At 75.7% G+C, this 14,248-nt stretch carries 13 protein-coding genes; 8 read left to right on the top strand and 5 right to left on the bottom strand.

Annotation, left to right across the window (positions count from 1 at the left end; translation table 11 throughout):
* Positions 1-58: 58 nt before the first annotated feature.
* The 5 genes from AB0K03_RS32105 to AB0K03_RS32085 are packed head-to-tail and all read left to right on the top strand — an operon-like array spanning position 59 to position 5,087.
* Positions 59-883 carry a hypothetical protein gene (locus AB0K03_RS32105; protein ID WP_364692659.1) on the top strand — a complete coding sequence of 275 codons (825 nt, stop codon included), beginning with the start codon at positions 59-61 and terminating at the stop codon, positions 881-883.
* Positions 880-1,461, top strand: a complete 582-nt coding sequence (locus AB0K03_RS32100; RefSeq protein ID WP_364692656.1) for a DUF4129 domain-containing protein — start codon at positions 880-882, stop codon at positions 1,459-1,461. Before AB0K03_RS32105 ends, AB0K03_RS32100 begins: the two co-directional genes overlap by 4 nt.
* Positions 1,458-2,789 (top strand): DUF4350 domain-containing protein, encoded by a 1,332-nt coding sequence (locus AB0K03_RS32095; RefSeq protein ID WP_364692654.1) that lies wholly within the window; start codon positions 1,458-1,460, stop codon positions 2,787-2,789. Before AB0K03_RS32100 ends, AB0K03_RS32095 begins: the two co-directional genes overlap by 4 nt.
* Positions 2,786-3,760, top strand: a complete 975-nt coding sequence (locus AB0K03_RS32090; RefSeq protein WP_364692651.1) for a MoxR family ATPase — start codon at positions 2,786-2,788, stop codon at positions 3,758-3,760. The genes AB0K03_RS32095 and AB0K03_RS32090 overlap by 4 nt, the downstream gene beginning before the upstream one ends.
* Positions 3,761-3,767: 7 nt before the next feature.
* Positions 3,768-5,087: a DUF58 domain-containing protein gene (locus AB0K03_RS32085; RefSeq protein WP_364692648.1), complete on the top strand. Its 1,320-nt coding sequence runs from the start codon at positions 3,768-3,770 to the stop codon at positions 5,085-5,087.
* A gap of 4 nt (positions 5,088-5,091) precedes the next feature.
* Here AB0K03_RS32085 and AB0K03_RS32080 read toward each other — a convergent pair whose 3' ends face one another.
* On the bottom strand, positions 5,092-6,087 hold the full coding sequence (locus AB0K03_RS32080) for a stage II sporulation protein M (RefSeq protein WP_364692645.1): 996 nt from the start codon (positions 6,085-6,087) through the stop codon (positions 5,092-5,094).
* Positions 6,088-6,127: 40 nt separating this feature from the next.
* Here AB0K03_RS32080 and AB0K03_RS32075 point away from each other — a divergent pair, with 40 nt between their 5' ends.
* The gene (locus AB0K03_RS32075) at positions 6,128-7,072 is read left to right on the top strand and encodes an RDD family protein (protein ID WP_364692642.1); all 945 of its coding nucleotides are present in this window, start codon (positions 6,128-6,130) and stop codon (positions 7,070-7,072) included.
* A gap of 4 nt (positions 7,073-7,076) precedes the next feature.
* Here AB0K03_RS32075 and argS read toward each other — a convergent pair whose 3' ends face one another.
* A complete protein-coding gene (argS, locus tag AB0K03_RS32070) occupies positions 7,077-8,744 on the bottom strand; it encodes an arginine--tRNA ligase (protein ID WP_364692639.1) in 1,668 nt (555 codons plus the stop codon).
* Between the two features lie 196 nt (positions 8,745-8,940).
* On the opposite strand from argS, the gene AB0K03_RS32065 reads away from it, so the two are divergent.
* Positions 8,941-9,369 (top strand): protein-tyrosine phosphatase family protein, encoded by a 429-nt coding sequence (locus AB0K03_RS32065; RefSeq protein ID WP_364692636.1) that lies wholly within the window; start codon positions 8,941-8,943, stop codon positions 9,367-9,369.
* Between the two features lie 85 nt (positions 9,370-9,454).
* Positions 9,455-9,898 carry an SRPBCC family protein gene (locus AB0K03_RS32060; RefSeq protein WP_364692633.1) on the top strand — a complete coding sequence of 148 codons (444 nt, stop codon included), beginning with the start codon at positions 9,455-9,457 and terminating at the stop codon, positions 9,896-9,898.
* Position 9,899: 1 nt separating this feature from the next.
* On the opposite strand, the gene AB0K03_RS32055 is transcribed toward AB0K03_RS32060, so the two are convergent.
* From AB0K03_RS32055 to AB0K03_RS32045, 3 genes are read right to left on the bottom strand one after another with little or no spacing between them, the layout of a single operon-like run.
* On the bottom strand, positions 9,900-10,718 hold the full coding sequence (locus tag AB0K03_RS32055; protein ID WP_364692630.1) for a methyltransferase domain-containing protein: 819 nt from the start codon (positions 10,716-10,718) through the stop codon (positions 9,900-9,902).
* 29 nt (positions 10,719-10,747) lie between these two features.
* Positions 10,748-13,330, bottom strand: coding sequence for an AAA family ATPase (locus AB0K03_RS32050; RefSeq protein WP_364692627.1), 2,583 nt, complete (start codon positions 13,328-13,330; stop codon positions 10,748-10,750).
* Between the two features lie 6 nt (positions 13,331-13,336).
* Entirely contained in the window at positions 13,337-14,242 is a 906-nt protein-coding gene (locus AB0K03_RS32045; protein ID WP_364692624.1) for a phosphotransferase, read from the bottom strand.
* Positions 14,243-14,248: the final 6 nt, after the last annotated feature.

Here is a 14,248-nt window from a genome sequence, read left to right as displayed (position 1 = left end):
GATGCGTCCGGGCAGGCCGTGACCCCTCCGGATGCCCGGATCGCCTAGGATCGCCGCCATGCCTGCGCAGCCGGACCTGCCGCTGCGTCCCATGACGCTCGGTGAGCTGCTGGACGCCGCCATGACGCTGCTGCGCGCGCGGGCTCTTCCTCTTCTCGTCACCGCCGGCGTGCTGGCCGTGCTGGAGCAGGCAGCGCTGATGCCGCTGCGCGAGCTCGCGTCGGCCAGCCCGCCGGTGTACGGGCCGGCGAAGGGCAGCTTCGGCCTGTGGTGGCTGGTCGTGGCCACCGGGTTCGCCGCCGAGGCGTTCATCATCTGCGTGCTGGGGGCGCTGGCCGCCGCGGCCGCCGGTCCGGCGTTGCTGGGCCGGCCGCTGGCGAACCGGGCCCTGTGGGGGCGGGCGCGGCCGGTGCTGGTCCTGCCCGCGGCGATCGTGTTCGCGGGGCTGTGCGGGGTGGCCGCGTTCGCCGGGTTCGTCGGGTGGCTCCTCGCGTACGGGATGTTCGGCCTGGTGGGGGCCGTGCTGGTGATCGACCGGACGGGCAGTTTCGGGCGGGCCGCGCGGCTGGCGGCGCGCAACGGGATGCGCGGGGCGTGGACGCGGCTGGCCGCGTACCTGACGTGGTTCGCCGTGCGGATCGCGCTGGGCGCCGGGTGGGTGGCCGTGTTCTCCGTCGTCTCCGGGGACCGGCCGGGCTGGCTGACCTGGCTGACCCCGCTGGCGTGGGCGTTCGCCAACACGATCGCGTACGCCGCGCTGGGCTGCGTCGACGCCGTGCTGCTGCTGGAGACGCGGATCCGCACGGAGGGCCTGGACATCGCGATCAGCCGGGCCCGCAGCCGGGGCGAGGACGACGCCGCACCGCTGGTGTACGCGCCGTGACCCGCGCCTGGGACGAGTTCGCGGCGTCGGTGTTCGACGTGATCCCGCCGTCCCTGCTGCTGTTCCTGCTCATCGTGGCCGCCGGGATCATCGGCGCGCTGTGGTACTGGTACCCGGCGTGGGTGCCGCGGCGGATGCCGCGCTGGCGGCTGCGCCGGCCCCGGTGGCGGCTGCCGCGGTGGCGCCGCCGCAAGAAGACGCCGAAGCCCGCGCGCGCGGCGAAGACCGTGGTCGATCCGGAGTTCCAGCCCACCGTCGTGCTGGCCGACGGCACGCTGCTCGCCGACCGGCTGGCCGCCGAGGGCCGCTACGCCGAGGCGATCCGGCAGCGGCTGCGGGACGTCGTCGGCGACCTCACCGCCGCCGGGCTGGTCGCGCCGCTGCCCGGCACGACCGCCGCGGAGGTCGCGGCGACGGCCGCCGCGCAGCGGCCCGCGGTGGCGGCCCCGCTGGGCGGCGCGACCGAGCTGTTCTCCGACATCTGGTACGGCGACCGCCCCGCGCACCGCGCCCTCGACGACCACATGCGCGCCCTGACCGGCGAGGTCCGCGCCCGGATGAGGAGCGGTACGCCGTGAGGAACCGCCGCTGGCTGCGCTTCGCCCTGCCGTTCGCGGTCGTCGCCGCTCTGGCCACGACGACCGGGATCGCGCACGCCCTGCAGCAGCCCGACCCGACCGACGCCGCGTTCCTCTCCCCCACCAGCGACGAGGGCGAGGGCGCGCGCCTGCTCGCCGACGAGCTCACCCGCCGGGGGATCACCGTCGACGTCCGCAGGAGCACCGAGGACGTGCTGGCCGCCGTGGCCGCCAACGGCGCGGCGACCGTCTTCGTCGCCGCGCCCGAGCTGGTGCATCCGGCGTACCTGGATCGGCTCGTGCGGCTGCCCGAGGGCGTCCGGGTCGTGCTGGTCGCGCCGCGCGGCGGCCAGCTGGACGCCGCCGGGCTGGACGTCCCGGTCGCCGGCCCGCGCTGGACGGCGTCCGCCCCGCAGCCGGGCTGCTCGGCGCCGTTCTCCGCGGCCGGTCCGGCGGCCACACTGCGGTGGCGTTACGACGCGGGCGCGTACGACGCGGTGCAGTGCTTCGAGGACGGCGTCGCGGAGTTCCAGGTGGGTGGCCTCGCCGACGTGACGCTGGTCGGGGCGGTGGACCCGTTCCGCAACGACCGGGCCGGCGAGCACGCCAACCACGCGTTCGCGGTGTCGCTGCTGAGCCGCAGCGAGCGGGTGCTCTGGCTGGACCTGCACGAGCGGGAACGGCCGCCGCGTACGGAGCCCACCGCGGATCCGTACGAGCGGGACGACCCGGAGGGGTCCGACGGCGGCTACGGCGACGGGGACGGCAGCAACGAGGGCGGCGAGCCACGCGACCCGTCCACCGCCCAGCCGCGCGAGGGTGGCGAGGGGCGGACCGGCGGGGACGGCACCGCGCTCAGCGACAGCCCGCTGGCCCGCGCGTTCCCGCCGGCGGTGTGGGCGACGCTGGCCCTGCTGGTCGCGGCGGCGATCGCCCTGGCGATGGCGTCCGCCCGCCGGCTCGGCGCCCCGGTCGCCGAACCGCTGCCGGTGCGGGTGCGGGCCGCGGAGACCGTACGCGGGCTGGGCGGGCTCTACCGGCGGGCCCGCGCGCGCAGCACGTCGCTGGCCACCGTACGGTCGGCGGCGCAGGCCCGCCTGGCCGAGCATTACGACCTGCCCGCGGACACGCCGGTCGACGAGCTCGCCGAGCGGGTCGCGGCGGACACCGGCCAGCCCGTGGACGACGTCCGGCACGTCCTCGCCGGCAGCGTCGAGGACAGCGACGGCGAACTGGTCCGCGCGGCGACGGCCGTGCAGGCCCTGGTCCGGTACGTGACCGGGCAGCAGAACTGGCGACAGGCACCGGACGAGGGGAATCTGACGTGACGTCTTCGGTATCCGTGGAGACCACCGCGGCCCGCGACGCCCTGCAGCGGCTGCGGACCGAGGTCGCCAAGGCGGTCATCGGCCAGGACGCGGTGGTCGGCGGGGTGGTGATCGCGCTGCTCTGCGGCGGGCACGTGCTGCTGGAGGGCGTGCCCGGCGTCGCCAAGACGCTGCTCGTGCGGGCCATGGCGACCGCGCTGGACGTCGACACCAAACGCGTGCAGTTCACCCCGGACCTGATGCCCGGCGACGTGACCGGTTCGCTGATCTACGACGCCCGCTCGGCCGCGTTCAACTTCCGGCCCGGGCCGATCTTCACCAACCTCCTGCTGGCCGACGAGATCAACCGCACGCCGCCGAAGACCCAGGCGGCGCTGCTGGAGGCGATGGAGGAGCGCACGGTCAGCACGGACGGCGAGTCGCGCCGGCTGCCCGAGCCGTTCATCGTGGTCGCCACGCAGAACCCGATCGAGTACGAGGGCACGTACCCGCTGCCGGAGGCGCAGCTGGACCGGTTCCTGCTCAAGCTGGCCGTGCCGCTGCCGGAGCGCGAGGAGGAGCTCGGTGTGCTCCGGGCCCACCACCACGGCTTCGACCCGCGCGACCTCAAGGCCGCCGGGGTGGGGCCGGTGGCCTCCGCCGCCGACCTGGCCGCCGGGCGGGTGGCGGTCCGCGCGGTGGCCGTCGCCGAGCCGGTGCTCGAGTACATCGTGGACCTGTGCCGCGCCACCCGGATGTCACCGGCGCTCGAGCTGGGCGCCTCGCCGCGCGGCACGACGGCGCTGCTGGCGGTCGCCAAGGCCCGGGCGTGGCTCAGCGGCCGGGAGTACGTGCTGCCCGACGACGTGAAGGCCTTCGCGATCCCCGTCCTGCGCCACCGGGTACGCCTGCGCGCCGAGGCGGAGCTGGACGGCGTCTCCACCGACTCGGTGCTGCGGAGCGTGCTCGGCGCCGTACCCGCACCCCGCTGAGCCGGCCGTGGTCACCAGGCGCTTCGCGCTGCTGCTGGCGCTGGGCGTGCCGTTGCCGGCGCTGTTGCCCTCGCCCTGGCTGCTGACGGCGATCGTGCTGGCGATCGCCGGCGGCGCGGCGCTGCTCGACGCCCTGGTCGCGGCCCCGCTGACCGGGGTCACGCTGCGCCGCGAGGGCGACGAGACGGTCTGGCTCGGCGGTACGGCGACCACGACGCTGACCGTCGCCAACACGTCGGGCCGGCCGCTGTGGCTGCGCCTGCGCGACCGCTGGGTGCCGTCGGCCGGCGCGGACGGCACCGAGCACCGGATCAACCTGCTCGCCGGCCAGGAGCACCGGATCACCACCACGCTCACCCCGACCCGGCACGGCGACCGGCCCGCGGTCCGGGTCACGCTGCGCTCGTACGGGCCGCTCGGGCTCGCGTACCGGCAGCGCCCGCAGAAGTGGAACGAGGCGGTGACCCCGGCGTGGACGCTGCGCGTGCTGCCCCGCTTCCCGTCGCGGCGGCTGCTGCCGGAGAAGCTGGCGAAGCTGCGCGTCTTCGACGGGGCCGTGGTGACCCGCGGACGCGGCCAGGGCACCGAGTTCGACGTGCTCCGCGAGTACGTGGTCGGCGACGACGTCCGCTCGATCGACTGGCGGGCGTCCGCGCGTACGCACGACGTCATGGTCCGCACGTGGCGCCCGGAGCGGGACCGCCGCGTGGTGTGCGTGCTCGACACCGGGCGTACGTCGGCCGCCCGCATCGGCGACGAGCCCCGCCTGGACGCCGCGATCGACGCGGCGCTGCTGCTGGCTGTGCTGGCGGCCAAGGCCGACGACCGCGTCGACCTGCTCGCGCTGGACTCGGCCGTCCGCAAGAAGGTGGAGGGCGGCGGCCACCGCACGAAGCTGCCCCGCCTGATCAGTTCGCTCGCGTCGCTGGAACCGGCGCTCGTGGAGACCGACTTCGGCCTGGCGGCCGGCGAGCTGCTGCGCCGCGACCACAAGCGCGCCCTCGTCGTGATCTTCTCGGCCCTGGACGCGGCCCCCATCGTGGAGGGCCTCCTGCCGATCCTGCGCCGCCTGACCACCCGGCACCGCGTGGTGCTGGCCAGCGTCCGCGACCCGGAGACGGCCCGCCTCGCCCACCTGCCGGAGACCGGCGCGACGGCCGAGGACGTGCACCTGGCGGCGGCCGCGGAGCTCGCCCTGGCCGAGCGGGAGCGGGTGAAGGCGCTGCTGGAGCAGCAGAACGTGATCGTGGTGGACGAGCCGCGGGAGACGTTCGCCTCGAAGGTCTCCGACGTCTACCTGGTGCTCAAGGCGGCCGGCCGGCTCTGACCCGCTACGCCGTGGGGACGTTCGCCTCGGTGTGGTCGGGGTCGAGGTCGGCCGTCTCGCCGCGGCGGTGGGCCGCCGCTCCGACGCCCAGGGCGTACGCCATGAAGGCGAGCCAGACCACGAAGCCGATGCCGATGCGGACCGGGTCCGGCCAGCCCGACGGCGTCACGTACGCCTCCAGGATGCCCGAGACCAGCAGCATCGCGACCAGGCCGAGCGCCACCAGCATGCCCGCGCGGGCGCGTTCGGCGAGGGCGCGGCCGCGAGTGCGGTGCGGGCCCGGTGCGATCCAGGCCCAGCCGATCCGCAGGCCCACCCCGGCCGCCACGAAGATCGAGGTCAGCTCGAGGAAGCCGTGCGGGAGGATGTAGCGGAAGAAGGTGTCGCCGTGGCCGGCGTACGACATGAGAGCACCGGTGAGGCCGAGCTGGAACGTGTTCTGGCCGAGGATCCACAGGGCCGGGACGATGAGCACCCCGGAGGCGAGGCACTGGCCGGCCAGCATCGCGTTGTGGGTCCACACGCTCGCCGCGAAGTTCTGCGCCTGGAACTCGCTGTAGTAGCCGACGAAGTCCTGGTCGGCGTACTGGTCGATGGTCGACGACGGGGCGAACGACTCGATGATGTCCGGGTTGGCCGCGAAGTAGACCATGAGGATCCCGGCCAGCACGACGTTGACGACCATCACCGTGAGCCACCACCGGCGGGCCCGGTACAGCTCGCCGGGCAGGCTCGTGGTGAAGAACCGCACGACCGGGCGCCACGAGTAGCGGCGGCCGCCGGTGACCGCCGAGCGGCCCGCGATGACCAGCTGGGACAGCGACGCCAGCAGGATCGGGTCCGGCGAGTGGCTGCGTACGACCGACAGGTGGGTGGCCGCCCGCTGGTAGAGCAGGACCAGCTCGTCGGCCTCGGCCGCGGTGAGCTTGCGGCGGCGGGTCAGCGCGTCGAGGCGGTTCCACTCCCCGCGGCGCTCGCTGACGTACGCGTCCAGGTCCACCGGCGCAGCGTAGCGGGCCGCGATCGGGTTAACTAACCCGATGACTGTGGTGGCGCCGATCGCCGGCGGGCGGGGTGAGCAGCTCGTCAACGGCGAGGCCGTGGAGGTCGACGTCCGAAATGCCCGGGTGGGTTCGCGCGGGCTGGCGCTGCTGCTCGACATGGTCGTGCAGGTGCTGCTGGGCATCGTGCTGTTCCTGCTGACCGGCGCGGTGTCGTCGGCGCTGCTGGGCGCCGCCGCCGACGACGCGCTGATCGACGCGCTCGCCACCGTGTCGGTGCTGCTCGTGTTCGTCGGCTACCCCACGATCGTGGAGACCGTCACGAACGGGCGCAGCCTCGGCAAGCGGGCGATGGGCCTGCGGGTGGTCCGCGAGGACGGCGGCCCGATCCGGGTACGCCACGCGCTGGTGCGCAGCCTCATCGGGCTGGCCGTGGAGTGGCCCGGCCTGCTGTTCCCGCCGTTCACCTGGGCGGTCGCGCTGACCACGATGCTGTTCTCGCCGCAGGGCCGGCGCCTCGGCGACCTGGCCGCGGGCACGTTCGTGATCCACGAGCGGTCCCCGGCGCCGTGGGGCTGGGTGCCGGCGATGCCACCGCAGCTGGCGGGCTGGGCGCAGACGCTGGACCTGACGAACCTCGACGACGACCTGGCCCTCGCGGTACGCCACTACCTGGCCCGGGCCGCGGAGATCCGGCAGCCGATGAACGCCCGGTTCGCGCAGAGCCTGTCCGGCGAGGTGAGCGAGCGGATCGCCCGGCCGGTGCCGCCGGGCGTGCCGCCGTGGATGTTCCTCAGCGCGGTCCTGGCCGAGCGCCGCCGCCGGGCCGCCGACCGGGTGCACGCCGGCCGGGCCCTCACCCAGCGCATCTGGCCGGGTTTCGGCCGGCTGGAGTGGACCCGTGCGGCCGGGCCGACGTGGGACCCGGCCGGCACGAACCCACCCCTGCTCGGGGTCGTCAAGGAGGAGGGCCGGCCCTCCTGACCCGCTACAGCCGTGCGGGGGTGGCGATACCGAGCAGGTCCAGCCCGCGCCGCAGGGTCCGCCCGGTGAGCAGGCAGAGCGACAACCTGCTCTCGCGTACGCCGTCCGGCGCGGAGAGCACCGGGCACTGCTCGTAGAAGGCGCTGAACACCCCCGCCAGCCCGGACAGGTACGTGGTCAGCCGGTGCGGCTCCAGCGACTCCCCCACCGCCAGCACGGCCGGTTCGAACGCCAGCAGTTCCAGCGTCAGCGCCCGTTCCAGCCGGTGGCCGATCGTGACCGCCGGGGTGAACTCGCCGGCCCGGTCGAGGATCGAGCGGATCCGGGCGTACGCGTACTGCAGGTAGGGGCCGGTGTTGCCGGTCAGGGCCAGCATCCGGTCCCAGTCGAAGACGTAGTCGGACATGCGGTCGTTGGCCAGGTCGGCGTACTTGATCGCGCCGATGCCCACCGCCGCGGCGACCTCCGGGCCCGGCGCGAGGGTGGCAGCCCGCGCCACGGCCTCGTCGAGCAGGTCGGTGAGCTTCACCGAGTCGCCGGCCCGGCTGCGGAACATCTTGCCGTCGGCGCCCAGCACCGAGCCGAAACCGACGTGTTCCGCGCTCGCCCCGTCGCTCAGCCAGCCGGCCGCCGCGGCCACCGCGTACACCATCCGGAAGTGGGTCCGCTGGGGTGCGCCGACGACGTAGAGCAGCCGGGTCGCGCCGAGGTCGCGGACCCGGTGGCGCAGGGCGGCCAGGTCCGTGGCCGCGTACCCGAATCCGCCGTCGCTCTTGCGCACGATCAGCGGGAGCGGGCCGCCGTCGCGGCCGGTGAAGCCGGCCGGGAACGCGCACAGCGCGCCGTCACTCTCCACCAGCAGGCCCTTGGCCTGCAGCTCGTCCACAACCGACGCGAGCTTGTCCTGATAGAAGCTCTCCCCCGCGAAGTCACCCTCGGTGAGGGTCACCCCGAGCCGCTCGTACGTGTCCAGCAGGTACCGCTGCGACCTCGCGACGAGCCCGCGCCACAGCCGCAGTGTCTCCTCGTCGCCTGCCTGCAGCCGCACGACCCGCAGCCGCGACCGGGTGCGGAAGTCGTCGTCGGTGTCGAACCTGGCCCGGGCCGCCTGGTAGAACGCCGTGAGATCGCCGGCCTGCCCGGCCCCGGTCACGCCCCGGTCCAGCAGGTGCTCGATGAGCATGCCGAACGACGTGCCCCAGTCACCGAGGTGGTTGACCCGCACCACCCGGTGCCCGAGCCACTCGAGCGTCCGGGCCAGCGCGTCGCCGATCACGGTGGAGCGCAGATGCCCCACGGTGAGCTCCTTGGCGACGTTCGGCCCGGAGTAGTCGACGACGACGGTCTGCGGCCGCGCGACCGGGGCCACGCCGAGCCGGGCGTCGGACGCCAGCCGGTCCGCCGCGGCGGCGAGCACCTCGTCGGCGACGGTGAGGTTGAGGAAGCCGGGCCCGGACACCTCGGCCGTGGCCACGCCCGCCAGGTCGGCGCGGCCGGCGACGTCCGCCGCGATGTCCCGGGGCGGGCGGCCCAGGCTGCGGGCCAGCGGCAGCACCGCCCCGGACTGGAAGTCGGCGAACTGCGAGCGCCGTACGGCCGGATCGACGGCCGCCTGCGCGACCTCGGCCAGCGCGGCGCCGAGCCGCGCGGAGAGCAGTGCTTCGAGATTCATGTCGGACCCCATCGACGGGACGGGGCGGGCCGGCCCGGGGCCACGAGGGGTTCCTGCGACACCGGCGGAGGCCCGCCGGTGGAGGACGCGTGTCAGCTCGACCGGAGGGTGATGATCCGGCGTCGCTCGCGGCTGATGCTGAACACGGCGCGAGCCTAGCGGACGGCCCGGCGTCCCCGCGAGCACAATGGCGCGCATGGGGTGGGACCACGGAGATCCGGGTGTGCTCGCGCTGCCGTCCGGCCGCCTGGTCCGCGGCCGGGGCCTGCGCCGGCCGGTGCCGCCGGGGCCCGGCCCCGGCTTCGGCGTCTACCTGCTGGGTGCGCCGCCACCGCCGACCGCCTGGGAGAGCCGCTGGCTGCGCTGGCCCGACTTCCGGCTGCCCACCGACCGGACGCTCGCGGCGGCGCTGCTGCGCGAGGCCTGGGAACGGGCCGGCACCGAGCGCGTGGAGGTGGCCTGCCACGGCGGCCGCGGGCGCACCGGCACGGCCCTGGCCTGCCTGGCGGTCCTCGACGGCGTGCCGCCGGGCGAGGCGGTCGCCTTCGTCCGCGCGGGTTACGACCGGCACGCGGTGGAGACGCCCTGGCAGCGGCGCTACGTCCGGACCTTCCGGGTGCCGTGACCGGGAAGGTTCCGCCGGAAGGCGACATCGCCGGGCCCGGCCGGGCCTTATCGTGGAGGCGGTCGGCCGCGCCGGAGGGATGACGATGATCACGGTCTCGCGCACCTTCACCGTCGCGGCGGCGGTTCCGGCCGTGCTGGCGTACCTGCGCGATCTCGGCAACAGCGCCGATTGGGATCCCGCGGGCCGGCGCGCCACCCGGGTCGGCGGGGGCCCGGTCGCCGTGGGCGCGAGCTGGCACGGCGAGTCACGGATCCTCGGGGTACGCGCCGAGCTGACGTACACCCTGGTGGAGGCCGGGAGCGACCGGCTGGTCTTCGCCGGGCACAGTGAGGGCGCGGGCTCCACCGAGACGGTCACCGTACGGCCCGCGCCGGCCGGCAGCGAGGTCACCTACCGCGTGGACCTGGAGGTGCACGGGCTCGCGAAGCTCGCCGCGCCGGTGCTGCGGATGGAGCTGGAGAAGCTCGGCACCGCGAGCGCCGGCCGGCTGACCACCATCCTCAACGGCCTGACCCAGGCCGCGTGAGTCAGGATCCGGTACGGGTGGCGAGCACCTCCACGTACGCGGACGGGATCTTCGTCGTGCCGTCGCGGGCGACGTCGTGGCGCCGGACGAGGTCGACGAGGTCGGCGTACAGCAGCTTGCCGTCGGCCTCACCCAGCGCCTCGAAGGCCTTGAGCGTCGGCCCGTAGCAGGCCCGGAAGTAGTCGGCGAACGCCTCGGGCGAGGCGAAGCGGAACACGAACTCGCGCCGGTTCACCCGCAGGTCCGTCACCCGGTCGCCGAACAGCTCGCGCAGCCGCGGCTCGGTTCCCCACTCGACGGGAGCGCGGATGCCCGGCGGCGGCGGCACCCGGCGGCCGACCGTGCGGAACAGGTCGCCGATGAACCCGTCCGGCGTCCAGTTGGCCAGCGCGATCGTCCCGCCGGGCCGGCACACCCGGGTCAGCTGGGCGGCCGCCCGCTCCTGGTCCGGCGCGAACATGACGCCGACGACCGACAGCACCGCGTCCCACTCGCCGTCGTCGCAGGGCAGGTCCTCGGCGTCGGCCTCGACGAACCGGACCGGCAGGTGCTCGGCGGCGGCCCGGGCGCGGGCGCGCTCCAGCAGGCCGGGTACGTAGTCGACGCCGACCACCTCGCACAGGCAGCGGGCGGCGGCGATCGCGGCGTTGCCCGTACCCGTGGCGACGTCGATGACCCGCGAGCCGGCGGAGATGTCCGCGGCCTGCACCAGCTGCTCGGAGATGGGTTGGATGAGGGCCGCCACCGCGCCGTAGTCGCCGCTGGCCCAGGTCTTCTGCTGGCGTGCCTTGATGCCGTCCAGCGTGGGAGAAGTCGTCATGGCGGTGACGGTAGGAACCGCCGGCGGGCTCACGCGTGGGGAGCATTCCCCATGTTCGGCGATCGACGCCGGGCGATCGCGGCGGCCTGTCCCCGCGACGGTACGCCGAGCTTCGCCAGCACCGCCGACACGTGATGCCCGACGGTCTTGGCCGACAACGACAGCCGCCCGGCGATCTCGGCGTCGCTGAGACCCTCGGCGAGCAGCCCCAGCACCTCACGCTGCCGGGCGGTCAGGCCGGCCGGATCCGCCGCGGTCGCCGGGCGCGGGCCGCGGGGCACCGGGGCGCCGCGACGCCGCAGCTCCGCCCGGACCCGCCGGGCCGTGGCCGTCGCGCCGAGCCGGTCGAACACCTGCAGCGCCCGGCCGGCTTCCTCGTCGTCGCCGCACGCCAGCGCTTCCGCCGCCGCGTACGCACATCCGCGCCGCTCCCACTCCGCGGCCGCACCGGGCACGTCCCCCTGGATGAGCAGCCGGTACGGCTCCGCGATCCCGTCGACGACGGCCGGCCCGCCGCACCGCCACTGCCAGTACGCGAGCCGCCCGGCCAGCCACGGATGCCCGACCCGTACGGCGAGCGGCAGACCGCGGCGCACCTCCTCCAGCGCCCGGCCCGGATCGCCGGCCGTCCAGTGGTGCTCGGCGAGCGCGGCCGCGACCGGACCCACGAACTGCAGCTCGCCGGCCTCGTACGCGGACACCGCCGCCTCCCCCAGCATCTCGTCCGCGCCCGGCGCACCCCGGCGCGACCGCAGCAGCCCGAGCGTCACCTGGGCCGGGCAGCGGAACGGCCCGCGCTGCGGCGGCCCCGCGAGCCCCTGCGACGCGTCGGCCTCGGCGCCCGGCCAGTCGCCGCGGGCCAGCCGTGCCGTGGCCCGGTATCCGAGCAGGTGCCGGGCGTACCCGCCGAGGTCGCGGGCTTCGGCGAACGCGAGCACCCGGTCCAGCACCTGCTCGGCGATGTCGAGCTCGTACCACTCCACGGCGATGCCGGCCCGGTTCACCAGGGCCCGGACGGCGTGGTCGTCGAGCCCGGCCGCGGCCGCGATCCGGTGCGCCCGTTCCAGCTCCTCCCCGCCCGCCGGGTCACCCAGCTGCAGCCGGGCGGAGCCGACGTTGACCAGGGCGTGGACCTCGGTGTCCAGGTCGCCGAAGCGCCGGGCCAGCGCGATCGCCCGCTCGCCCCACGCGACCGCGGTCTCGTCGTTGGCGAGCATCCGCAGCTGGGACAGGTTGCTGTACGCCATCGCGAGCTGCGGCCCCGGGCCGAGCGGCTCCAGCACGCCGACCGCCCGCGTCCCGGCCGCCCGGGCCTGCTCCGTACGCCCGGTCCACCAGGACAGCCGCGACACCCAGCGCAGGTTCTCGCCGATCAGCGCGGTGTCGCCGGCCGCCTCCCGGATCGCCAGCGCCTCCTGCCGTGCGCGCAGGGCCTCCTCGTTCAGCCCGGCCAGGTACGCCACCGTCGCGTATGCCTCCAGCAGCCCGGCCCGCTGCTCGTCCGGCACCCCGGCGGCATGCCGCAGCGCGGTCTCGTAGTGCGCGACGGCCTGCCGGTTGGCGCCCACCGCGGCGGCGCGCCGGGCGGCCACGGGAGCCCAGCGCAGCACGGCCGCGGCGAGGCCGGCGTGGTGGGCGTGGTGCACGAGCCGGGCCGGGTCGACGCCGGGGTCGCCGTCGAGCAGGGCCACGATGCCGGCGTGCAGGGCGGCCCGCCGTACGGGTGACAGCGACTCCTCGACCGCGCGGCGCAGCAGCTCGTGCCGGTACGCCACCCCGCCCGCCGTGGCGGTGAGCACCCCGCCGGCCAGGCACTCGTCGACACCCGCGGCGTGCCCGGCGAGCAGGGCCGGTTCGGCGTGCGCGGGCACGACGGACACCAGCGCGGCGGCGTCGCGGGCGGCGGGTGACAGCGCGCGCAGGCGGGACAGCACGAGGTCGCGTACGGTCGCCGGCACCTCGGAGCCGCCGGCCGCCAGCACCTCGGTGACCAGCAGCGGGTTTCCGCCGGTCTGTGCGTACACCGGGGCGGAGGGCCGGCCGGCCCGGCGCGCGAGCTCCGCGACGGCCCCGGCCGACAGCGGCGGCAGGGTCAGCCGGCGGACCGGTCCGCGGGGCAGCCCGGCGAGCACGCCGCGCAGCGGGTGGTCCGGCCCGATCTCGTCGTCGCGGTACGTGAGCAGCAGCAGCGCCCGGCACAGCGGAAGCCGGCGGCCGAGGAACGCGACGAGGTCCAGGGTGGCCTCGTCGGCCCAGTGCAGGTCCTCCATGACGACCACCGGGCGCCGGGACTGCCGGGGACCGTCGAGGGCGTCCAGGACCGCGTCGAAGATGGCCCCGCGGTCGTCGTCCCCGATGCGGTCACGCAGCGCGCCACCCGCCTGTTTCGCGATGTCGTGCAGCGGCCCGAGCGCCCGCGGGGTCAGCAGGGGGTCGCATGCGCCCCAGAGCACCCGCGCCCGCTGCCGCACCGACCGCGCGAACTCGGCGGCCAGGCTGGACTTGCCGGCGCCGGCCTCACCGGCGACGAGCGCGATCCGGCCGCCGCCCGCGCTCTCCGCCTGCAGCCTCGTCAGGTCGGCCAGCGCGTCGTCGCGTTCCAGCAGCCCCATCCGCGCTCACGTCTCCCACTCGGGGAGCAGCCACCCGGCCGCGGCCCGCAGCTGGCCCAGGTTCTGGTCGACCCAGCCCTCGGTGAGCGACTCGGTGCCCCGCATGGCCGGCTTGGCGTACAGGTGGAAGTGCAGGTAGCCGATGCGGAGCAGGACGTCGAGCCACGGCAGCGCCCCGACCGCCGTATCGGGCAGCTCCCGGACCGTACGGTAACCGGCCAGGAAGGCCGGCCACTGCGGGGTGGCCGCGACCGGGCTGAGATCCGCGGCGAGCCAGTTCTCGGCGGCGCAGTCGAGGTCGAAGAAGACCAGGCGGTCGCCGTCGGCGTGGACGTTGTCCAGGGTGACGTCGCCGTGGCAGATCCCGCGCTCGAGCCCGGCCCCGGCGACCCGGCTCGCGGCCTCGGCGGTCAGGGCGGCGGTGAGCCGGCGGTCCTCGGGGTCCGGGAGGCTGGCCAGGACGTCGTCCAGCAGCGTTGCAGGGTCCACCGCGGACGGAGCCTCGAAGCCGGAAGCCGCCTCGTGGAACGCCGCCGTGGCGATGCCGAAGCGGTGGTAAAGCTCGTCGGTGCGCGGCTTCGCCGGTTTCGCGCCGGGCACCCACTCCCACAGCGTGAAGGCGCGCGCGCCCTCGGGCGCCTCGATCGTGCCCGCCGGGCTGCCGTCGGCCAGCGGGACGCCCTGCGCGACGCCGGAACCGACGTGCGCGGCGAGCGCGACCTCCCGGCCGGCCGCGCTGTAGCCGGTGCGGTAGAGCTTCAGGACGCGCGGGCCCGCCGGGGTGTCGACCCGGTAGACGTCGTTGACGAGGGAGCGCAGGAGCACGCAGCCGGAGACCTCCAGCCCGTACTCCCGCGCCACCGTCGACGCCAGCCAGGCCGGGTCCACGATCGAGCGCAGCGTGGGCACCATGCTGCG

Origin of the sequence: Actinoplanes sp. NPDC049316 (assembly GCF_040677315.1) — a bacterium.
In the GTDB taxonomy this organism is placed as follows: Bacteria; Actinomycetota; Actinomycetes; order Mycobacteriales; family Micromonosporaceae; genus Actinoplanes.
The sequence above is the reverse complement of the archived record's forward strand: the minus strand, read 5'-3'. Positions and strand labels throughout refer to the sequence as shown.